We start from the raw sequence: 21,572 nt of genomic DNA on the forward strand, positions 1-21,572 counted from the left end.
CCACGGGAGCCTCGGCGGCGGGCGCCTCAGGCGCGGTGACGGCGCGGGTGGCACGGCGACGGGCACGCGGCGCGGGAGCAGCGGACTCCTCGACGACCTCGGCGGCCGGCGCGGCCACGGGAGCCTCGGCGACCGGGGCCTCAGGAGCGGTGACGGCGCGGGTCGCACGACGACGGGCACGCGGCGCGGGAGCAGCCGGCTCCTCTGCGGCCGGAGCGGCCACGGGAGCCTCGACCACGACCTCGGCGGCGGACGCCTCGGGGGCGGCCACGGCGCGGGTCGCACGGCGGCGGGTACGGGCCGGGGCGGCGGCGGGAGCGGCTTCCTCGGCGGGAGCTGCGGCCACCACGGGCGCGGGAGCGGTCTCGGCGGCGGCTACGGCGCCACCGGGCGGGCCGGCCGGCCGGGACGCGGCGCGTCGGCGCCGGCGTGGCGGCAGGTTGTCGCTCGGGCTGCCATGGTCGGCGGCGGCGTTGTTGCTGGTGTCATTTTCGTTGTTGAGCATGCGGGGTTTCTCCCGTCACGCTCCCGGGCGCCGCGGCTGACTTCCGGTCCGGCACGGCTCCGCGTAATGAGCGCGGAACCGGCCTCCGGGGCGCGTTCGCCACACGGGAGCTCAGTTCAATGGCCGCCGGTTCCGTACGTGTAGTCCGTACGGCCTGGCGGAAGTCTTCAGGTCTGTGCGCGGCCCGACCCAGGTGGCTCCCGAGTCCCAGGGCTGCGCGACGACGACGATCCCTACGCGGCGGGACCTTCCGGCGCCTTCGCGTCGGCGGAAACGGCCGCCGTGGGTGGGGCGGTCGTGACAGCCTCGCGGTCGGGCGCGAGCGGGTCGGTCACCGTGCCGGACTCCTCGTCGAAGAGCCCCTGCGCCAGCCTGGTCACCGCAGCGGGGACCGGCGGCGTTAGGTCGGCCACAGCTCGGAGACCGGACAGGACGTCGTCGGGTCGCACGGCAGGTGTCAGATGCCGAACAACCAGGCGCAGTATCGCACAAGCATTGTCCAGGGGCCTATCAGCCTCTGCGGTGGCCGTAACGGGAACCACTTCCAGGCTGACCACGGCGCCGCGCGTGTCGAAGGTGCGCATGCCGTTCTTGGTGCGGCGCTGGACCTCCACGGCCTCGGCCGCGAGGAAGGCCTCGACGGCCCGCTCGACGGCCGCGGGCTCCACGCCGTCCAGGCGCAGCTCCCACACGGAGGCCGTCAGCCGGTCGGCGAGACCGGAGGTGTGCGCTTCCACCGCGTCGATGATGTCGAGGCCGACGGGCATCGACTCGTCGAGCAGCTCGCGCAGGACCGCGGGGTCGCGGGGCTCGGCGAGGGCGATCTCCAGGTACTCGGCCTCGCTGCCGGTCCCGGTCGGGGCGGCGTTCGCGTACGAGACGCGCGGGTGCGGGGTGAAGCCCGCCGAGTACGCCATGGGCACCTCGGAGCGGCGCAGGGCCCGCTCGAAGGCGCGCTGGAAGTCCCGGTGGCTGGTGAACCGGAGGCGGCCGCGCTTGGTGTAGCGCAGACGGATGCGCTGCACCACCGGTGCGGGAGGCGGGCCTTCGGGCTGTCGCTTGCCCAGTGGTTCATCTCCTTGTGCGGGGCTCCGCGGCTCGCGCGTCGCCCTGAGGTCTGGGGGCCTGCCGGCCTCGCCTGCCCTCCGGCTCACCCCTGCTGTTTCTGGAGGGAGATCTCGGGGGCGGGCGTGTCGCCTGCGGCTCTGTTACTACCCAGAGTACGCGCCTGTGACCTCGCCGGTTCCCGGGACGGCCCCCCGAACAGCGCCCGCCGTACATCGGCCCGCGCCTCGCGCACCGCGAGGCGCGTCGTCCGCCACACCTCCGCGACCGCTCGGCCCACGGGAGCGACCGCCTGCCGGTGCACCGACCGGACCGCGCGTCGGCCTGCGGCCCAACCGGCGCGCAGCACGTTCCCGACGGGGGTGAGCACGCGTCGGCGCAGCCATCCGGCGGGCCGTACGACGGCCCACCGCCACAGCCACACCAGCCCGCGCCCCAGCGCCCGGCTCACCCGCCCGGCGAGGTGCCAGGCCCCGACGAGCAGCCCCCAGAGCGGCACGAGCAGGTACGCCCACACACCCCGCCCGACCGGCGCGAGCAGGTACCGCCACACTCCGGTCACCGCGGGCCGCACGAGATACCGCCACAGCGCGACCCACGGCCAGACGAACAGGGCCTTCGCCAGCCAGGCCACGCCGGCCGCGAGCCCCCGGGCCAGCCAGCGCAGTCCGTGCCCGACCGGGGTGAGGACGTACCGGTACAGCGCGCCGACGGGCAGCACGAGCAGGTAGCGGACCGCGCCCACGAGCAGCCGGGCGATGCCCCGGCCGGCGGGCAGCAGCCCGTACTCCCAGACCGGGACCAGCAGGTACCGCCAGAGCCCCACGCCCGCCGGCCGCAGCAGATACGCGTACGCGGCCTGCCCCACCGGGAAGGCGACGTACCGCCAAAGACCCACCCAGGGCCAGTAGAAGACCACCTTGAGCAGGGCCGCGATCAGCCACCCGGTCCCCCGCAGCACCGGCAGCACGGCCCGCTCGTGGAACCAGCGCAACCCCTGCCCGAGCGGTCCGAGGACGCTCCGGTTCAGCATCCGCGCGAAGGCGACGAGCAGGTCCCAGGCCACCCGCAGGGGCAGCACGATCAGCACCGCCACGATCTTCACGGGAATCCGCACGACCGCCACCAGGCAGCCGTCCCCCTGCGGCGCGGGCAGCGCCTTCTCCATGTCCATACCGCTAAGGACACACCACGGTCCGCGACCGTTGCACCGGAGGGGCCGCCGTCAGTCGGTGGAGCCGCGTTCGGCGGGCCGTCGCGCGCTGAACCGCGGTGCGAATGAACATGCCCCCCACCGTTCCCGGTGAGGGGCATGTACGAACCGCCAGGGCTCAGGTCACTTCACGACCGACAGCGGCAGCAGCTTCTTGCCCGTCGGGCCGATCTGGATGCTCGTGTCGAGCTGAGGGCAGACGCCGCAGTCGAAGCACGGGGTCCAGCGGCAGTCCTCGACCTCGGTCTCGTCCAGGGCGTCCTGCCAGTCCTCCCAGAGCCAGTCCTTGTCCAGGCCGGAGTCGAGGTGGTCCCAGGGAAGGACCTCCTCGTAGGTGCGCTCGCGGGTCGTGTACCAGGCCACGTCGACGCCGTAGGCGGGGAGGGTCTTCTCCGCCGCCTGCATCCAGCGGTCGTACGAGAAGTGCTCGCGCCAGCCGTCGAAGCGGCCGCCGGACTCGTACACGGCGCGGATGACGTCGCCGATGCGGCGGTCGCCGCGGGACAGGAGGCCCTCGACGATGCCGGGCTTGCCGTCGTGGTAGCGGAAGCCGATGGAGCGGCCGTACTTCTTGTCGCCGCGGAGCTTGTCGCGGAGCTTGCCCAGGCGGGCGTCCGTCTCCTCGGCCGACAGCTGCGGGGCCCACTGGAAGGGGGTGTGCGGCTTGGGGACGAAGCCGCCGATCGAGACGGTGCAGCGGATGTCGTTCTGGCCGGAGACCTCGCGGCCCTTGGCGATGACGTTGACCGCCATGTCGCCGATCTGCAGGACGTCCTCGTCGGTCTCGGTCGGCAGGCCGACCATGAAGTACAGCTTCACCTGGCGCCAGCCGTTGCCGTAGGCCGTGGCGACCGTACGGATCAGGTCCTCTTCCGAGACCATCTTGTTGATGACCTTGCGCATGCGCTCGGAGCCGCCCTCGGGGGCGAAGGTCAGTCCGGAGCGGCGGCCGTTGCGGGTCAGCTCGTTGGCCAGGTCCACGTTGAAGGCGTCCACGCGGGTCGACGGGAGGGACAGGCCCACCTTCTCGTCCGCGTAGCGGTCGGCCAGGCCCTTGGCGATGTCCGCGATCTCGGTGTGGTCCGCCGAGGAGAGGGAGAGGAGGCCGACCTCTTCGAAGCCCGTCGCCTTGAGGCCGCGCTCCACCATCTCGCCGATGCCGGTGATGCTTCGCTCCCGCACGGGGCGCGTGATCATGCCGGCCTGGCAGAAACGGCAGCCGCGGGTGCAGCCGCGGAAGATCTCCACGGACATCCGCTCGTGGACGGTCTCGGCGAGCGGGACCAGGGGCTGCTTGGGGTAGGGCCACTCGTCGAGGTCCATGACGGTGTGCTTGGACACGCGCCACGGCACGCCGGAGCGGTTGGGGACGACGCGGCCGATGCGGCCGTCCGGCAGGTACTCCACGTCGTAGAAGCCCGGCACGTACACGCCGCCGGTCTTCGCGAGGCGCAGGAGGACCTCCTCGCGCCCGCCCGGGCGGCCCTCGGCCTTCCACGCGCGGATGATCTCGGTCATGTCGAGGACGGCCTGCTCGCCGTCGCCGATGATCGCGCAGTCGATGAACTCCGCGATCGGCTCGGGGTTGAAGGCCGCGTGGCCGCCCGCGAGCACGATGGGGTGGTCGACCGTACGGTTCTTCGCCTCCAGCGGGATGCCCGCGAGGTCCAGCGCCGTCAGCATGTTGGTGTAGCCGAGCTCGGTGGAGAAGGAGAGCCCGAAGACGTCGAAGGCCCCGACCGGGCGGTGGGAGTCGACGGTGAACTGCGGCACCTTGTGCTCGCGCATCAGCTCTTCGAGGTCCGGCCACACGCTGTACGTGCGCTCCGCGAGGACTCCCTCGCGCTCGTTCAGCACTTCGTACAGGATCATGACGCCCTGGTTGGGGAGCCCGACCTCGTACGCGTCCGGGTACATGAGCGCCCAGCGGACGTCGGCGCTCTCCCACGGCTTGACCGTGGAGTTGAGCTCACCGCCGACGTACTGGATCGGCTTCTGGACGTGCGGAAGCAGGGCCTCAAGCTGAGGGAAGACCGATTCGGTCATCACGCGACTTTCGTGAAGCGGGCAGGGGGCGACTCTCAAGCGTACCCCGGGGCCCGGAGCACCCCCGCCCGCACGTTCAGCCGCGCACCGCCGCCGCCGGGCGCGCGGTGGCCGCCCACACCTGCGGCAGCTCCCGCTCGCGGCGCTCGGCCAGCGCCTCCTCGCGGCCGTAGAGCAGGCCCCAGGTGAAGGCCGACTCCCCCGCGCCCGCCGCCTGGACCGCGAGTCCGCGCAGGGCTTCCCGGGCGACGAACCCGTCCTGGTGGTCGCCGAGCAGGGTCTGGACCGCCTTGACCTCCTTGGCCAGCCGGCGCGCGGGTTTGCCGAGGGCCGGGACCGCCGCCTCGGCCGCGTACCGGGCGCGCTTGGCGGCCTTGCGGGCCTCGTGCAGGGCCACGTCCCGGCCTTCTCCCGGGTCCATGGACAGGGCGCCCTCGATCCGGCCGGTGAGGCGTTCGTAGTCTGCGAGGACCGTCGCGGGCAGCGCGGACGCGGCGGGCCGGGCGGCGGCCTTCAGCAGCGGCGGGTCGGCCAGCAGGGCGTCGAGGGCGCCCAGCAGGGCGAGGTGGCGCCGGCTGTCGAGGGCCGCCAGCGCCCCGCGGCGCGACCCGGTGCGGCGGGCGACGTTCCAGATCTTGAGGCGGCCGCGGACGGGGCCCAGCACCAGGGTGCGCGGGAGTTCGTCGAGCCGGGTCTGGATCCGCTCCAGCAGTACTTCCTGGTCGCGGTCGACGCCGAGCTCGGCGGCGAGCCAGCGCAGCTCCTCGCCGATCGGGGCGGTCTCGGCGGGGTCCAGGACCCGGCGGTAGGTCTTGAAGGCACTGCGCAGGCGCCGGGTGGCGACGCGCATCTGGTGGACGGAATCGGGCAGGCCCCGGCGTACGGCGGGGTCCTGGGCGATGAGGGTGTCGCGCTGTTCGCGCAGGTACGCGAGCACGTGCGCGCCCACCGTGTCCCCGGCCCGGCCCGGGCCGGTACCTGCCGTCCGGGCCGGGGGTTCCGCCCCGGTCTCGGTCAGTGCCCTGGCGAGCTTGGAGGGGGCGTCGCTGACCCGGAGTCCGGCCTTGCGGAAGGTCTTCTCCACAGCGTCGAGCAGCGCCGGGTCGGCGCCGTCGGCGAGCTCGACCTCCACCTCGGTCCAGGCGGCCGTGGCGTCGGCGCGCTCGGCCCGTACCGCGTCCGTGGCCAGCTCCGCGAGGAGGGTCCCGTCGGCGTCGAGGAGGTGGCTGACCTTGCGCGAGGACAGGAGCCTGACCTGGGGTTCCAGCGGGGTGTCGCGTACGCGGGAGCGCAGGAGTGCGGTCAGTGCGTCCGGGACGGTGTCGCCGAGGGGGGCGGTGATCTCGTCGCGCACGCCGGGGGCGACGGGCAGTTTGAGGTGCCAGCCGGCGTCCTTGCCGCCGGTGCGGCGCCGCAGGGTGAGCCCGTCGGCGGCGAGCCGCTGGTCGGGGGTGTCGTAGTAGACGGCGTCGAGCTCGGCCGTGCCCTGATCGGTCACGGCCGCGATGGCGGCCGTGCCCGTCAGGTCAGGTACCCCGCGTCGTCCGGCCTTGGTGGTACTGAACTCGAATTTGCGCTCGATCTCGCGTTTCGTGTCCGCCATGCCTCGAACGTAGCCCTGTACGGAATGTGGCGGGAGGGGAAACGGCGGGCGCGGCGGAAAACCGGGCCGGGAACCGACGGATCGAGCCGACCTGGGATCGAGCCGGTCTCGATCGGGCCGGCCTGGGATCGAGCCGGTCTCGGATCGAGGCGTCCTCGGGTCGACCCGGACTCGGGTCCCCGGCCTCCCGTCAAGCCGACATCGGCCTCTGCACCCTGATCGACTGGAGCAGCCCGATGGCCACCCACACGGCGAACATCGAGGATCCTCCGTAGGACACGAACGGCAGCGGGAGTCCGGCCACGGGCATGATTCCGAGGGTCATGCCGATGTTCTCGAAGGACTGGAAGGCGAACCAGGCGATGATCCCGGCGCACACGATCGTTCCGTAGAGCTCGGTCGTCTCGCGGGCGATCACGCAGGAGCGCCACAGGATGACCCCGAGCAGCACCAGGATCAGCCCGGCTCCGACGAAGCCCAGTTCCTCCCCCGCCACCGTGAAGACGAAGTCGGTCTGCTGCTCCGGCACGAACTGGCCGGTGGTCTGCGAGCCCTTGAAGAGCCCGGAGCCGGTCAGGCCGCCGGAGCCGATGGCGATGCGCGCCTGGTTGGTGTTGTAGCCGACGCCGGCCGGGTCGAGCTCGGGGTTGGCGAAGGCCGCGAAGCGGTTGATCTGGTACTCGTCGAGGATGCCGAGCTGCCAGATCAGGATGGCCCCGCCCGCGCCCGAGCCGAGCAGGCCCAGCACCCAGCGGTTTGAGGCGCCGGAGGCGAGCAGCACGCCGAGCACGATGACGACCATGACCATGACGGAGCCGAGGTCGGGCATCAGCATGACGATGCCCATCGGGGCGGCGGCGAGGCAGAGCGCCTTGACGACCGTGCGGTGGTCGGGGTGGGCCAGGTCGCCCGCGTCGACGCGGGTGGCGAGCAGCATCGCCATGCCCAGAATGATCGTGATCTTGACGAACTCGGAGGGCTGGAGCGAGAAGCCGCCGCCGATCACGATCCAGGCGTGGGCGCCGTTGATGGTGGCGCCGAGCGGGGTGAGCACGGCGAGGATCAGGACGACGGAGAGCCCGTAGAGGACCGGTACGGCGCCGCGCAGGGTGCGGTGGCCGAGCCAGATGGTGCCGATCATCAGCACGAGGCCGATGCCGGTGTTCATGGCGTGCCGGAAGAGGAAGTAGTACGGGTCCCCGTTGTTCAGCGAGGTCCGGTTGCGGGTCGCCGACCACACCAGCAGGGCGCCGATGAGGGAGAGGGCGAGCGCCGAGAGGAGTATCGGCCAGTCGAGCCGGCGCACCACGGAGTCGCGGGCGGTGAGTTTGGCCATCGCTCCCCGCTGCTCCGGCGCGTACCGGGCTACGGAGAATTTGTTGGCGGTCTGCATGTCGGTCCTCGGTACTCAGTCGTGCTGCGCGGGGCGCTGGGCGGGCGGGCCGGCAAGCGCGGGCGGCGCCAGTTCTTCCGGGGACGGCGGTACGTACGGCCGGATCTCGGGGGAATCGATGCCGCCGTCGGGGCGGATCTTGGGCAGGCTCTTCTCCGGTCCCAGCAGGAGTGCCTTCTTCGGGTCCTGGTTGCCCGCCATGTCCAGGCCGTAGATGGCGTTGTAGATGTTGCGGACGGCGGGGCCGGAGGCTCCGGAGCCGGTGCCGCCCTGGGAGATGGTCATGACGATGGTGAAGTCGTCGGTATAGGTCGCCAGCCACGAGGTGGTCTGCTTGCCGTAGACCTGGGCGGTGCCGGTCTTGGCCCGCATCGGGATCTTGTCCAGCGGCCAGCCGCCGAAGCGCCAGGCCGCGGTGCCGCCGGGCTCGACGACCATGCGCAGGCCCTTGTCGAGGTCCTTGACGGTCTTGGCGTCGATGGGCAGCCTGCCGTGCGACCTGGGCTTGATCATGTGGACGTGCTTGCCGTCGGGGCTGATCACCGCCTTGCCGACCGTGGGGTCGAAGAGGGTGCCCCCGTTGCTGATGGCGGAGTAGGCGGTGGCCATCTGGATGGGGGTGACAAGGACGTCGCCCTGGCCGATGGCGAAGTTGATGCTGTCGAACGCCTTGAGCTGGTTGCCTTCGAGGCAGCTCTCGTAGGCGATCTGCTCGACGTAGGTGCCGCCCTTCTTGCCCTGCTTGCACCAGGAGTCCTTGTTGGCCGTCCAGAAGCTCTTCTTCCACCCCCGGTCGGGGATGCGGCCGGAGACCTCGTTGGGCAGGTCGATCCCGGTCTCGGAGCCGAGGCCGAACTCGCGGGCGGTCCGGTAGAACCAGTCGTGGGCGTCCTTCTTGGGCTTGAGGCCGCCGTCCCGCTGCCACTCCTTGTGTCCGAGGGCGTAGAAGACGGTGTTGCAGGAGAACTTGAGGGCCTCGCCGAGCGTGATGGGGCCGTGCCCCTTGGACTCGAAGTTCGCGAAGCTCCGGTTGCCCATGCTGTAGGAGGCGCTGCAGTTGTACTTGTCGTCGAAGGCGTATCCGGCCCGGACGGCCGCGCTCGCCGACACCACCTTGAAGATGGAGCCCGCGGGGGCCTGGCCCTGGATGGCCCGGTTGAGCAGCGGGTAGTTGGAGTTCTCGCTGGTGAGTCGGGCGTAGTCCTTGGCGGCGATGCCGCCGACCCAGGCGTTGGGGTCGTAGTCGGGCTGGGAAGCCATCGCGACGACCCGGCCGGTCTTGGCCTCCATGACGACGACGGCGCCCGAGTCGCCCTCGTACTTGCGGCCGGTGATCTTGTCGGTCTCCTGGCGGACCGTCTTCATCGCCAGCTGGAGCTCGTACTCGGCGACGGACTGGACCCGGGCGTCGATGCTGGTGATGAGGGTGGATCCGGGCACACCCGGGTCGGACTCGGTCTGGTGCATGACCCGGCCGAGGTTGTCCACCTCGTAGGAGGTGACCATCGCCTTGCCGCGCAGGTACTTGTCGTAGGTGCGCTCGATCCCGGAGCGGCCGATCTGGTCGGAGCGCAGGTGCGGGGAGTCGGTGTCCTTGGCCTTCTGGATCTCCTCGTCGGTGACCGGCGAGAGGTAGCCGAGCACCTGGGAGGTACGGGCCCCGCCGGGGGCGGGGTACCGGCGGATGGCGACGGGTTCGGCGGTGATGCCGGGGAACTCCTCGGGGCGTTCGCGCAGTTGCAGGGCCTGCTGCGTGGTGGCGTCGAGGGTGATGGGAATCGGCTGGTACGGGGAGCCGTTCCAGCAGGGCGCGGGGGTCTGGGAGTCGCAGAGGCGGACCTTCTCCATGACCTCCTTGGGGGTCATGTCCAGGACGCCGGCGAGGCGGGTCATGACGCCCCGGCCCCGGTCCTTCATCTTCATCAGCGCCGTGCGGCTGGTGGAGACGACCAGGCGGGTCTCGTTGTCGGCGAGGGCGACGCCCCGGGCGTCGAGGATCGTCCCGCGCACGGCGGGCTGGACGACCCGCTGGACGTGGTTGCTCTTCGCCTCGTGGTAGTACTCGGCGCCGTTGCGGATCTGGAGGTACCAGAGCCGCCCGCCGAGGGTGAGGAACATCGAGCAGACGAGAACCTGGATGATCACGAGCCGGATCTGCACCCGGGAGGTACGGCCGGTCTCCGGAATGTTGGTCACGTGGACTCCTCCCTCACAGTTTCTTGACGCTCTTCACACCCTTGATTCCCTTGACGCCCTTTATCCGGCCGGCCCGGTTGGCCCGGCTGCGGGCCGTCTTCATCCGCAGGCCGCCGCGCTGGCTGCCGATCCGCAGTCCGGTGCCGCCGGCCAGCCAGCCGGAGGCGATGTCCTTGCCCACGGGCGGGCCGCCGTTGGCCTCGACGGCCATCGGGTCGTTCTCCGCGCGGCGGGCCAGGGCCATGATGAACGGCACGGTGAAGGGGGCGAGCAGCAGGTCGTAGAGGACCGCGGTGAACAGCAGTCCGGTCAGCCCCACGTGACGGGCCGCGGTGTCGCCGACCAGGGCGCCGACGCTCGCGTAGAGCAGGGTGGAGGCGAAGGCGGCGCCGACGACCGTGAGCATCGGGCCCCAGGCGGAGCGGAACCGTCCGGTGTCGGGGCGGACGAGGCCGGCGACGTAGCCGATGACGCAGAGCACGAGCGCGTAGCGGCCGGCGGCGTGGTCGGCGGGCGGGGCCAGGTCGGTGAGGAGGCCGGCGGCGAAGCCGATGAGGGCACCGCTGACGCACCCGTACACGAGTGCGAGGGCGACGACGGTGAGGAGGACCAGGTCGGGGACGGCTCCGGGGAGTTGGAGGCGGCCCAGGACGGAGACCTGGACGACCAGGGCGACCACGACGAGCGTGCCCGAGAGCAGGATCCGGTTGAAACGCATGATGATCGGCTCCTAGTCCTCGGCCGGCTTGCCGGACGCGGACGCGCCGGGCGACGGGGTGACCGTGACGGTGACCGTCGGGGTGGGCTTGGGTGCCTCGGGTTTGGGCGGCAGCACGGCGTCGCGCGGGTCCTCCCGCGGGGGCATGACCACGACGCCGACGATGTCCAGGCGGGAGAAGCCGACGAAGGGGCGGACCCAGACGGTCCGGGTCAGGTCGCCGCGCGAGGGGTCCACCTTGATCACCTCGCCGATCGGGACGCCGGGCACGAAGGGCTTGTTGCCGCGCGAGCCGAAGGTGACGAGCCGGTCGCCGGTGTTGATCTTGGCCTTGCCGTTGAGCATCTGCACGGAGAGCTCCCGGTCGCCCTGACCGGTGGCGAAGCCGAGTTCGCCGGTCTTCTCCAGGCGGGTGCCGACGGTGAAGTCGGGGTCGTTGGCGAGGACCACGGTGGCGGTGTCGGGGCCGACGGTGGCGACGCGGCCGACGAGTCCGTCCCCGTTCAGGACGGTCATGTCGCGCTCGATGCCGTCCTTGCTGCCCGCGTCGATGGTGACGGTCCAGGAGAAGCCCTGGGCCGCTCCTATGGCGATGACCTCGGCGCCCTTGATGGCGTACTGGCCCGCGCCCGCCCGCTTGAGCATCTCGTCGAGCTCGCGGATCCGGCTGCGGGTCTGGTCGTCGCTGCCCAGCTTGGCCTTGAGCGCCGCGTTCTCGCGCTCCAGCGTCGCGATGCGGTTGTGCCGCTCGCCGGAGTCCCGTACCGCCCCTATGGCGTTGGCGACCGGGTCGACCCCTTGCGCCACGCCCTTCTCGACCGGCCCGAAGACCGCTGCGGCGGCCTGTCGGGCACCGTCGACCGGAGACTCCTCACCCGTCCTGATGTCCACCGTGATCAAAGCGAACGCGATGGCGATCAGAAGTACCAGGAGCAGCCGGCTTTCTCGTGTGTCCCTCACGTGCGGCGGCCGTGCCTTCCTCATAGATACCCGTGCGGCGGAGCCGCTCCGGTGGAGCCGGTGCTCGCACCGGGCCGTGCGGCGAAGCCGCTCCGGTGGAGCCGGGGCTCGCACCGGACCTTGCCTGTATATCAACGATCCGCCGCACGGGCCCGGTAGCACCCGTACGGCGGATCATTTGCGTTCCACCGCCGCGCGGCGGGCCGGATCAGCGTCGCGGCTGGGCGTCCAGGACCTGCTGGAGCGCCTCGAACTCCTCTACGCACTTGCCGGATCCGAGCGCGACGGAGTCGAGCGGGTCCTCGGCGATGTGGATCGGCATGCCCGTCTCGCGGCGCAGCCGCTCGTCGAGGCCGCGGAGCAGGGCGCCGCCTCCGGTCAGGACGATGCCACGGTCCATGATGTCGCCGGAGAGCTCCGGCGGGCACTTGTCGAGGGTGGTCTTGACGGCGTCGACGATGGCGTTGACCGGCTCCTCGATCGCCTTGCGGACCTCGGCGGCCGAGATCACGACGGTCTTGGGCAGGCCCGAGACCAGGTCGCGGCCGCGGATCTCGGTGTGCTCGTCCTTGTCGAGGTCGTAGGCCGACCCGATGGTGATCTTGATCTGCTCGGCGGTGCGCTCACCGAGGAGGAGCGAGTACTCCTTCTTGATGTGCTGGATGATCGCGTTGTCGAGCTCGTCGCCGGCCACCCGGATGGACTGTGCCGTGACGATTCCGCCGAGGGAGATGACGGCCACCTCGGTGGTGCCGCCGCCGATGTCCACGACCATGTTGCCGGTGGCTTCGTGGACGGGCAGGCCCGCTCCGATGGCGGCGGCCATCGGCTCTTCGATGATGTGCACCTGGCGGGCGCCGGCCTGCGTGGACGCCTCGATGACGGCGCGGCGCTCCACTCCCGTGATGCCGGAGGGTACGCAGACCACGACGCGCGGGCGGGCCAGGTAACGGCGCTTGTGGATCTTGAGGATGAAGTACCGGAGCATCCGCTCGGTGATCTCGAAGTCGGCGATGACGCCGTCCTTGAGAGGCCGCACGGCGACGATGTTGCCGGGCGTGCGCCCGATCATCTTCTTGGCTTCGGAGCCGACCGCCAGGATGCCACCGGTGTTCGTGTTGATGGCGACCACGGACGGCTCGTTCAGGACGATTCCCCGGCCCCTCACGTACACCAGCGTGTTGGCGGTCCCGAGGTCGATCGCCATGTCACGGCCGATGAACGACATGTTGTTCCCCTTGTTCCCCATGAGGAGCGTCTGGCCTTCCAGTTGATAGCGGCTGCTGTCAGGTCGGCGAGGTGGGTGTGTGGGTGGAGGCCCCATCGTAGTGCCGCAAGTACGGGCACCGCGCGACGGGACTCCGGTAAGCCCGCCGGAACGGATACCCGCCCCCTTAGTGGTGACGTCGTGTCCTGTCCATGCGTTCCCGGATGTGCCCGGTAATACCGGAGGGCGACCGAAATTACTTCGGTCGCCCCAGGTCATGAGCGCTATTCGGCTGATGTTGCGTCAGAAAAGAGTGATCACAGCGCCGGGAAGAACAGCTTCAGCTCCCGCTCCGCGGACTCCTCGGAGTCCGAGGCGTGGATCAGGTTCTCCCGGGTGACGGTACCGAAGTCACCCCGGATGGAGCCGGGCGCGGCGGCAATCGGGTCAGTGGGTCCGGCCAACTGGCGGACACCCTCGATCACGCGCTCCCCTTCGACGACCAGGGCCACGACCGGGCCGCCGGCCATGAAGCCCATGAGGGGCTCGTAGAAGACCTTGCCCTTGTGCTCGCCGTAGTGCGCTTCCAGGGTCTCCTGGTCCAGCGTGCGCAGCTCCAGCGCGGGGATGGTCCAGCCGGCCTTCCGCTCGATGCGGCCGACGATCTCGCCGATCAGGCCGCGACGGACGGCGTCGGGCTTGAGGAGGACGAGCGTGCGCTGGGTCATGTGGGTAACTCCTTGCGGCAAACGGGTGCGGTCCGACGAGGCTACAGGGGCCCGGGCCCCCGCCGAACGGGGCCTTCCCGGGCCGCGCTGCGGCTCCGGCGCGCTACGCCTCGGTGGGGGCGGCGGCCTGAGCCTCCGCCTGGGCGGCCCAGCGGGCCTTGATCTCGTCGATGCGGCGGCCGTAGTGGACCGAGCACCACCACAGACCGGCGAACACCACGCCCAGGATGAACATCATCGGCACGACGAAGCCGCTCAGCACGAGCCCGATCTGCAGGACCCAGCCGATCTGGACGGCCCCGGGGCGCGAGAGCATCCCGCACAGCAGCACCGACACCAGCATCGCGATCCCGCAGACCGTCCAGACCGTGGCCTGGCTCAGATCGCCCTTCATCGCGACCAGTCCGGCGAAGCCGATCACGAAGAACTCGCCGATCAGCGTCGAAGCACACAGCGTGCGCATCCCCTCAGCCCCTCTTCAGCAGCATGCGGGCCTCGCCCACCGTGATGACGGACCCGGTCACCAGGACCCCGGCCCCTCCGTACTCCGCTTCTTCCTCCGCCAGCGTGATCGCCGCCTCGATGGCGTCGTCCAGCCGCGGCTCCACCTGCACCCGGTCGGCGCCGAAGACCTCGACCGCGATGGCCGCCAGGTCATCGGCCGACATCGCCCGGTGGCTGGTGTTCTCCGTGACCACGACCTCCGCGAAGATCGGCTCGAAGGCCTCGAAGACCCCGCGCGCGTCCTTGCCCTCGCTCGCGGCCACGACCCCGACCAGCCGGCTGAAGCCGAAGGCCTCGGTCACCGCCTCCGCGGTGACCTGCGCCCCGGCCGGGTTGTGCGCCGCGTCCAGGACCACCGTCGGGCTGCGCCGCACGACCTCCATCCGGCCGGGCGAGGTCACCGAGGCGAAGGCCTTCCGTACGGTCTCCACGTCCAGGGCACGCGCGTGGTCGGCGCCGATCCCGAAGAAGGCCTCGACCGCGGCCAGCGCCACCGCCGCGTTGTGCGCCATGTGGGCGCCGTGCAGCGGCAGGAAGATGCCGTCATACTCGCCGCCCAGCCCGCGCAGCGTCAGCTGCTGCCCGCCCACCGCGACCTCGCGGGTGACGACGCCGAACTCCATGCCCGCGCGAGCCACGGTCGCGTCGACCTCCACGGCCTTCTTCAGCAGCACCTGCGCCGCGTCCACCGGCTGCTGCGCCAGGATCACGGTGGCGCCCTGCTTGATGATGCCGCCCTTCTCCTGCGCGATCTCGCCGGTGGTGGAGCCGAGCCGGTCCGTGTGGTCCAGGCTGATGGGGGTGACCACGGCGACCGCGCCGTCGATGACGTTGGTGGCGTCCCAGGTGCCGCCCATGCCCACCTCGACCACGGCCGCGTCGACGGGCGCGTCCGCGAAGGCCGCGTAGGCCATGCCGGTGAGGACCTCGAAGAACGAGAGCCGGATCTCCTCGGCCGCGTCCACCATGTCCACGTACGGCTTGATGTCCTCGTAGGTCTCGATGAACCGCTCGGCGGTGATCGGCGCCCCGTCCAGGCTGATCCGCTCGGTGACCGACTGCACGTGCGGGCTGGTGTAGCGCCCGGTGCGCAGCTCGAAGGCGTTCAGCAGCGCCTCGATCATGCGGGAGGTGCTCGTCTTGCCGTTGGTGCCGGTGACGTGGATGGAGGGGTACGCGCGCTGCGGCTCGCCCAGGACGTCCATGAGCGCGGCGATTCGGGTGACGGACGGCTCCAGCTTGGTCTCGCCCCAGCGGCCGGCCAGTTCCTGCTCCACCTCCCGCAGCGCCTTGGCCACCTCGGGGTCGGCGGGCTCCTCGGGTACCGGGTCGCCCTGGGGCGGACCGGCCTGCGTGCGCAGGGTGCGGCTGCCCGCCTCGATCACCGCCAGGTCGGGGTCGCGGTCGGACTCTTCCGCCACGATCTGGTCGAAGGCGTCGAAGTTGTCATCGTGGCTCTCGGGCTGCTGCTCACTCACGGGACCAGTCTACGGACGAGGGCCGGGAGGACTTTCGGCCCGGTCCTTTCGGGACCTTCGGCGAGGGGCGCGACCTGATCGTTATGCAAGCCTTGCGGGCAGGAGATTGGGGAACAAATGCCGCAGGCCAGCACCAACAAGACAGCTTCCAGCCGCGACATAGGGATAGACCTGGGAACCGCCAACACCCTCGTCTACGCACGGGGGCACGGCATCGTCCTCAATGAGCCGTCCGTGGTGGCCGTCAAGGCGGGCACCACCACCGCTCTGGCCGTGGGGACCGAGGCCAAGGAGACCATCGGCCGCACCCCCGGCTCCATCACCGCGATCCGCCCCCTCAAGGACGGCGTGATCTGCGACTACGAGGCCGCCGAGGAGATGATCCGCCACTTCGTCCGCAAGGCCGTGCCCGGCCGCCGGGTCCGCACCCGCATGGTGATCTGCGTACCGTCCGGGGTCACCCAGGTGGAGCGGCGGGCCATCATCCACGCCTCCACCCGGGCCGGCGCCCGGACCGTGCACCTGATCGAGGAACCGATGGCCGCGGCGATCGGCGCCGGGCTTCCGGTCTCCGAACCGCGCGGCTCGATGGTCGTCGACATCGGCGGCGGCACCTGCGAGGTCGCGGTCATCTCGCTGGGCGGCATCGTCACCTCCCGGTCGCTGCGGGTCGCCGGCGACCGGATGGACGCCGCGATCACCGACTGGGTCCGCAAGGAGCACTCCCTGCTCATCGGCGACCGCACCGCCGAGGATCTCAAGATCGCCATCGGCTCGGCGTGGCCGGTGCCGGACCGGCCGGAGCTGGAGAGCGCCACCTTCACGGTGCGGGGCCGCGAGAAGGTCGGCGGCATGCCCCAGACGCTCCGGCTCGACGCACGCGACGTACGGGCCGCCCTCGACGAGCCGGTGGAGGCGATCATCGCGGCGGTCCGCACCACCCTGGAGGAATGCCCGCCCGAACTGTCCGGCGACGTCATGGAGCACGGAATCGTCCTGACCGGAGGCGGCGCGCTGCTGCCGGGCCTGGACCTGCGGATGGCCTCCTCGACGGGGATCCCGGTCTTCGTCGCGGACGACCCGCTGGACTGCGTGGCCCTGGGCTCGGGCCGCTGCGTGGAGGACATGGACGCGCTCAGCAGCCTGCTGGCACCGGCCAGGGGGTAGCCCCAGGGGGCGCCGGCGCGCTCAGCCCTTCGGGAGGGTCGCGAAGACCTCGTACGCGTCCTGCGTGCGCGTCGCCGTGAGGGTGCCGCCCAGGCTGCGCACGCGCTCGGACATGCTCGCCGTGCCCGAGCCCGCCGAGACGGGGGCCCTGGTCGGATTGCGCTGCGCCAGCCCGTTGCGGACGGCGATCCGCAGCTGCGGCCCGTCCGCGGTGATGGACACCTCGATGGTCTCCCCGCGCGCGTGCTTGGCGGCGTTGGTCAGGCATTCCTGCACCACCCGGTAGACCGCGGCCTGGCGCAGCGGCGACAGCCCGTGGACGGCCGGGTCCAGGTCGAGCCGTACGGGCGAACCCGCGCGCCCGCTCTCCCGCGCGAGCGCCGCCAGCCCGTCCACGCCGGGGGTGGCCGGCCGCTCCCCGCGCTGCACGATGATCTCGTTGAGCACCAGGTGGGCCCGGCGGGCGGTGTCGGCGAGCTCTTCGAAGTCCTTCGCGTACGCCGTCTCCCGCGTCCGCATCGACAGCACCTCGGAGCGGACCGTGAGCAGGGTCAGCTCGCGGCCGACGAAGTCGTGGACGTCGCGGGCGACGGAGGTCCGCTCCTGCTGGACGGCCTGCAGGACGGCGGACTCGGCGCGCCGGGTGTCGAGCTCGCGCACGAGGTCGTGCCGGTAGGCGGCGATGCCCACGGCCGAGGCGAGCACCCCGATGGGCACGACCAGGCCGAGGAAGGAACTGAGCGACTCGGCCCGGGCCAGCGGCCAGCCCGGGACGGTGCAGAACAGGAGGACCGCGAAGGCGAGGTAGACCAGGGTGGCGAGGACGCCGGCGCGGCGCCCGCGGAAGCGGCCCACCGAGTACAGCGCGAACTGGATCAGGGTCAGCTCGTGCAGCCAGCCGATGAAGAGCAGTGCGGCGAGGAACGAGACCCAGGGCAGCCGGCGCCGCACCAGCAGCGTGGAGCAGCCGAGCGCCAGCACGACCGCGGCGGCGGGCCCGCTCAGGGAGTTGTCGGCGGCGGCCAGGCCCGGCAGGTCGAGCGCCATCAGGCCCAGGCAGCCGAGAGCCGCGAGCAGGTCCATCGCGCGCGGCGAACCGGCCCAGCCCTGCGCGAGCCGGCGGCCGAAGGCCAGGAGCCGGTGGTGCGCCGAGAGGGCGGGCGTGACGTGCATGCCCTCCATCATCCGTGCTCGGCACCCGCGGATCCGGGCCGCCAGGACCCGAGAAAGCGTGATTTAGGGCACTTCGGACAGGTCGGAGGTCCCCGGCCCGGAGGCCTTCCCTCTCTACCCGGGGCCGCTCGCAGGCTCGTAGCGTCGGGAGAATGACCACCCACCGGGGAACGACGACCCATCGGGGAACGGCCGGCCATCGGGGAACCGCCACCCCACGGGGAACAGCCGCCCCACGGGGAACAGCCGCCCCGCAGGGCACCGCCCTGCTCCTGCTGATCGGCGGCCTCATCGGCGCCCTCGCCTCCGGCGTCCTCACCTACGACCGCATCCGCACCCTGGAGGACCCGCTCTTCACCCCGGGCTGCAACGTCAACGCGGTGCTGAGCTGCGGCGACGTGATGACCACCTGGCAGGGCAACCTCCTCGGCTTCCCCAACATGCTGCTCGGCCTCGCCGGCTTCGCGGCCCTCGCCGGACTGGGTACGGCCCTGGTCGCCGGGGCGGTGCTCCCCCGGTGGCTGTGGCGCGGGCTGTGGGCCGGGATCACGGCCGGGTTCGCCTTCACGGTGTGGCTGATCAGCCAGTGCCTGTACGTGATCGGGGCCCTGTGCCCCTGGTGCATGGCCGTCTGGGCGGTGATGATCCCGCTGTTCTGGTACGTCACCCTCCACCTGGCCCCGGCCGGCTCCCGGCTCCGGGCGGTCCCGCACTGGCTGGTGCCCCTGGGCGCGTACGGCGTGGTCGCGGTGCTCGTCCTGTCGAAGTTCGGTGCCCGGCTGCTGTGACGCCGGGCCCCTTCCGGGGAACGGATACCGCGAAGGCCCCCACGTCGACCGACGGCGTGGGGGCCTTCGCTTGCGTCCTACGGGCGCCGTCAGGCGGCGGGCAGCGTCTCCAGCTGGGACGTCAGCCGGGCGATGTCCGCCTCGGCCTTGGCCAGCCGGCCCTTGATCTTGTCCACGACGTTGTCGGGGGCCTTGGCGATGAACGCCTCGTTCCCGAGCTTCGCCTCGGCCTGCTGCTTCTCCTTCTCGGCGGCGGCCAGGTCCTTGCTCAGCCGCTTGCGCTCCGCCTCCACGTCGATGGTGCCCGACAGGTCGAGCGCGACGGTGGCGCCGGCGACCGGCAGGGTCGCGGTGGCGCTGAAGGCATCGCCCTCCGGCTGGAGGCGCAGCACCTGGCGGATCGCGGCTTCGTGGGCGGCCAGCGTGGTCGCGGACAGGTCCAGGCGGGCCGGGACCTTCTGCTTGTCGTCCAGGCCCTGCTCCTTGCGGAACCGGCGGACCTCGCGGACCAGGCCCTGGATGCCCTCGATCTCGGCCTTGGCGGCCGCGTCGCGGAAGCCGCTGTCCTTCGGCCAGTCGGCGATCACGAGGGACTCGCCGCCGGTCAGCGTGGTCCACAGGGTCTCGGTGACGAAGGGGACCACCGGGTGCAGCAGGCGCAGCATGACGTCGAGGACCTCTCCGAGGACCCGCGCGGAGGCCTTGGCCGGCTCGCCGCCCGCGAAGAAGGTCGTCTTCGACAGCTCGACGTACCAGTCGAAGACCTCGTCCCACGCGAAGTGGTAGAGCGCCTCGCTGAGCTTCGAGAACTGGTAGTCCTCGTAGAAGGCGTCGGCCTGCGCGACCGTCTCGTTCAGCCGGGACAGGATCCAGCGGTCGGTCGCCGACATCTCCCCGACCGACGGCAGGTCGCCCTCGATCGTGGCGCCGTTCATCATCGCGAAGCGGGTCGCGTTCCAGATCTTGTTGGCGAACTTGCTGGAGGCCTGGACCCAGTCCTCACCGATCGGGACGTCGACACCCGGGTTGGCGCCGCGCGCCAGGGTGAAGCGGACCGCGTCGGAGCCGTACTTGTCCATCCAGTCCAGCGGGTTGACCGCGTTGCCGAAGGACTTCGACATCTTCTTGCCGCGCTCGTCGCGGACCATGCCGTGCAGGGCGATGGTGTGGAACGGCGGGGTGCCGTCCATCGCGTACAGGCCGAACATCATCATCCGGGCGACCCAGAAGAAGAGGATGTCGTAGCCGGTGACCAGGACGGCGTTCGGGTAGAACTTCGCCAGGCTGTCGGTCTGCTGCGGCCAGCCGAGCGTGGAGAACGGCCACAGGCCGGAGGAGAACCAGGTGTCCAGGACGTCGGTGTCCTGGGTCCAGCCCTCGCCGCTCGGCGGCTGCTCGTCGGGGCCGACGCAGACGATCTCGCCGTTCGGGCCGTACCAGACGGGGATGCGGTGGCCCCACCACAGCTGGCGCGAGATGCACCAGTCGTGGAGGTTGTCGACCCAGTCGAAGTAGCGCTTCTCCATCTCCTGCGGGTGGATCTTGACCTGACCGTCGCGGACCGCGTCACCGGCGGCCTTGGCGAGCGGGCCGACCTTGACCCACCACTGGAGCGACAGGCGCGGCTCGATGGTGGTCTTGCAGCGCGAACAGTGGCCGACGGAGTGCGTGTACGGGCGCTTCTCGGCGACGATCCGGCCCTCGGCGCGCAGCGCGGCGACGATGGCGGAACGTGCCTCCAGGCGGTCCAGGCCCTGGAAGGGGCCGTGGACGGTGATGACGGCGTGCTCGTCCATGACGGCGAGGTTGGGCAGGCCGTGGCGCTGGCCGATCTCGAAGTCGTTGGGGTCGTGCGCCGGGGTCACCTTGACCGCTCCGGTGCCGAACTCCGGGTCGACGTGCTCGTCGGCGACGACCGGGATGCGGCGGCCGGTGAGCGGCAGCTCGATCTCGGTGCCGACGAGGTGCTTGTAGCGCTCGTCGCCGGGGTGGACGGCAACAGCCGTGTCACCCAGCATCGTTTCGGCGCGGGTCGTCGCGACGACGATGGAGGCGTCGCCCTCGCCGTAGCGGATCGAGACGAGCTCGCCCTCGTCGTCCTGGTACTCGACCTCGATGTCGGAGATCGCGGTGAGGCAGCGCGGGCACCAGTTGATGATGCGCTCGGCGCGGTAGATCAGCTCGTCGTCGTAGAGCTTCTTGAAGATGGTCTGGACGGCCTCGGACAGGCCCTCGTCCATGGTGAAGCGCTCGCGCGACCAGTCGACGCCGTCGCCGAGGCGGCGCATCTGGCCGGAGATCTGGCCGCCCGACTCGCCCTTCCACTGCCAGACGCGCTCGACGAAGGCCTCGCGGCCCAGGTCGTGGCGGGACTTGCCCTCCTTGGCGAGCTCGCGCTCGACGACGTTCTGGGTGGCGATGCCCGCGTGGTCCATGCCGGGCTGCCACAGGGTCTCGTAGCCCTGCATGCGCTTGCGGCGGGTGATGGCGTCGATCAGCGTGTGCTCGAAGGCGTGCCCCAGGTGGAGGCTTCCGGTGACGTTCGGCGGCGGGATGACGATGGCGAAGGGAGGCTTGTCGCTCTTCTCGTCGGCCTCGAAGTACCCACGCTCTACCCAGCGCTCGTAGAGCTTCCCCTCTACATCGGCCGGCGCGTACGAAGTCGGCAGTTCGGAGTAGGGGCTGCTGGGTGTCTGCGTGTTCTCGGTCACGAGCCACAGTTTAGAGCGGTAACAGTCCAGTCATGAAACCGGCTTTCCCAGGACCCGGCGCCCTGAGCACCTCCGGCTTCCGCCAGGATGTGTGGGACGCATAAACAACCTCATGGG

General features: G+C 71.2%; 16 protein-coding genes and 1 pseudogene. 2 read left to right on the plus strand and 15 right to left on the minus strand.

The window, feature by feature from the left end; all coding sequences use genetic code 11:
- From ABZY57_RS22065 to ABZY57_RS22125, 13 genes and pseudogenes are all read right to left on the minus strand, one after another.
- Positions 1 to 505: pseudogene (locus tag ABZY57_RS22065) on the minus strand (ribonuclease E/G); the annotation flags it as partial.
- Positions 506 to 738: 233 nt separating this feature from the next.
- Entirely contained in the window at positions 739 to 1,530 is a 792-nt protein-coding gene (locus ABZY57_RS22070) for a TIGR03936 family radical SAM-associated protein (protein WP_356514435.1), read from the minus strand.
- A 125-nt stretch (positions 1,531 to 1,655) separates the two neighbouring features.
- A complete protein-coding gene (locus ABZY57_RS22075; protein ID WP_356514437.1) occupies positions 1,656 to 2,744 on the minus strand; it encodes a hypothetical protein in 1,089 nt (362 codons plus the stop codon).
- A 162-nt stretch (positions 2,745 to 2,906) separates the two neighbouring features.
- A complete protein-coding gene (locus tag ABZY57_RS22080) occupies positions 2,907 to 4,832 on the minus strand; it encodes a TIGR03960 family B12-binding radical SAM protein (protein WP_356514439.1) in 1,926 nt (641 codons plus the stop codon).
- Positions 4,833 to 4,905: 73 nt separating this feature from the next.
- Positions 4,906 to 6,432, minus strand: coding sequence for a CYTH and CHAD domain-containing protein (locus ABZY57_RS22085; RefSeq protein WP_356514441.1), 1,527 nt, complete (start codon positions 6,430 to 6,432; stop codon positions 4,906 to 4,908).
- Positions 6,433 to 6,622: 190 nt separating this feature from the next.
- Entirely contained in the window at positions 6,623 to 7,825 is a 1,203-nt protein-coding gene (gene rodA / locus ABZY57_RS22090; RefSeq protein WP_356514443.1) for a rod shape-determining protein RodA, read from the minus strand.
- 15 nt (positions 7,826 to 7,840) lie between these two features.
- Entirely contained in the window at positions 7,841 to 10,021 is a 2,181-nt protein-coding gene (gene mrdA / locus ABZY57_RS22095) for a penicillin-binding protein 2 (RefSeq protein ID WP_356514445.1), read from the minus strand.
- Positions 10,022 to 10,034: 13 nt separating this feature from the next.
- Positions 10,035 to 10,739: a rod shape-determining protein MreD gene (mreD, locus tag ABZY57_RS22100; protein WP_356514447.1), complete on the minus strand. Its 705-nt coding sequence runs from the start codon at positions 10,737 to 10,739 to the stop codon at positions 10,035 to 10,037.
- 12 nt (positions 10,740 to 10,751) lie between these two features.
- The gene (mreC, locus tag ABZY57_RS22105) at positions 10,752 to 11,699 is read right to left on the minus strand and encodes a rod shape-determining protein MreC (protein WP_356514449.1); all 948 of its coding nucleotides are present in this window, start codon (positions 11,697 to 11,699) and stop codon (positions 10,752 to 10,754) included.
- A gap of 208 nt (positions 11,700 to 11,907) precedes the next feature.
- Positions 11,908 to 12,927 carry a rod shape-determining protein gene (locus tag ABZY57_RS22110; protein ID WP_069923827.1) on the minus strand — a complete coding sequence of 340 codons (1,020 nt, stop codon included), beginning with the start codon at positions 12,925 to 12,927 and terminating at the stop codon, positions 11,908 to 11,910.
- Between the two features lie 296 nt (positions 12,928 to 13,223).
- Positions 13,224 to 13,634: a nucleoside-diphosphate kinase gene (gene ndk / locus ABZY57_RS22115; RefSeq protein WP_356514451.1), complete on the minus strand. Its 411-nt coding sequence runs from the start codon at positions 13,632 to 13,634 to the stop codon at positions 13,224 to 13,226.
- A gap of 103 nt (positions 13,635 to 13,737) precedes the next feature.
- Complete coding sequence (locus ABZY57_RS22120; RefSeq protein WP_356514453.1) at positions 13,738 to 14,097, minus strand: DUF4233 domain-containing protein; 360 nt, start codon at positions 14,095 to 14,097, stop codon at positions 13,738 to 13,740.
- 4 nt (positions 14,098 to 14,101) lie between these two features.
- Positions 14,102 to 15,616, minus strand: a complete 1,515-nt coding sequence (locus ABZY57_RS22125; RefSeq protein WP_356514455.1) for a folylpolyglutamate synthase/dihydrofolate synthase family protein — start codon at positions 15,614 to 15,616, stop codon at positions 14,102 to 14,104.
- Between the two features lie 117 nt (positions 15,617 to 15,733).
- On the opposite strand from ABZY57_RS22125, the gene ABZY57_RS22130 reads away from it, so the two are divergent.
- Positions 15,734 to 16,783: a rod shape-determining protein gene (locus ABZY57_RS22130; protein WP_356514457.1), complete on the plus strand. Its 1,050-nt coding sequence runs from the start codon at positions 15,734 to 15,736 to the stop codon at positions 16,781 to 16,783.
- 21 nt (positions 16,784 to 16,804) lie between these two features.
- Here the strand turns inward: ABZY57_RS22130 and ABZY57_RS22135 are convergent, their stop codons facing one another.
- Positions 16,805 to 17,956 (minus strand): histidine kinase, encoded by a 1,152-nt coding sequence (locus ABZY57_RS22135; RefSeq protein ID WP_356514459.1) that lies wholly within the window; start codon positions 17,954 to 17,956, stop codon positions 16,805 to 16,807.
- A gap of 152 nt (positions 17,957 to 18,108) precedes the next feature.
- Here ABZY57_RS22135 and ABZY57_RS22140 point away from each other — a divergent pair, with 152 nt between their 5' ends.
- Positions 18,109 to 18,744, plus strand: a complete 636-nt coding sequence (locus ABZY57_RS22140; RefSeq protein WP_356514461.1) for a vitamin K epoxide reductase family protein — start codon at positions 18,109 to 18,111, stop codon at positions 18,742 to 18,744.
- A gap of 89 nt (positions 18,745 to 18,833) precedes the next feature.
- Here ABZY57_RS22140 and ABZY57_RS22145 read toward each other — a convergent pair whose 3' ends face one another.
- A complete protein-coding gene (locus ABZY57_RS22145; RefSeq protein WP_356514463.1) occupies positions 18,834 to 21,455 on the minus strand; it encodes a valine--tRNA ligase in 2,622 nt (873 codons plus the stop codon).
- Positions 21,456 to 21,572 lie beyond the last annotated feature (117 nt).

Source organism: Streptomyces sp. NPDC006450 (assembly GCF_040612195.1).
Classification (GTDB): Bacteria; Actinomycetota; Actinomycetes; order Streptomycetales; family Streptomycetaceae; genus Streptomyces.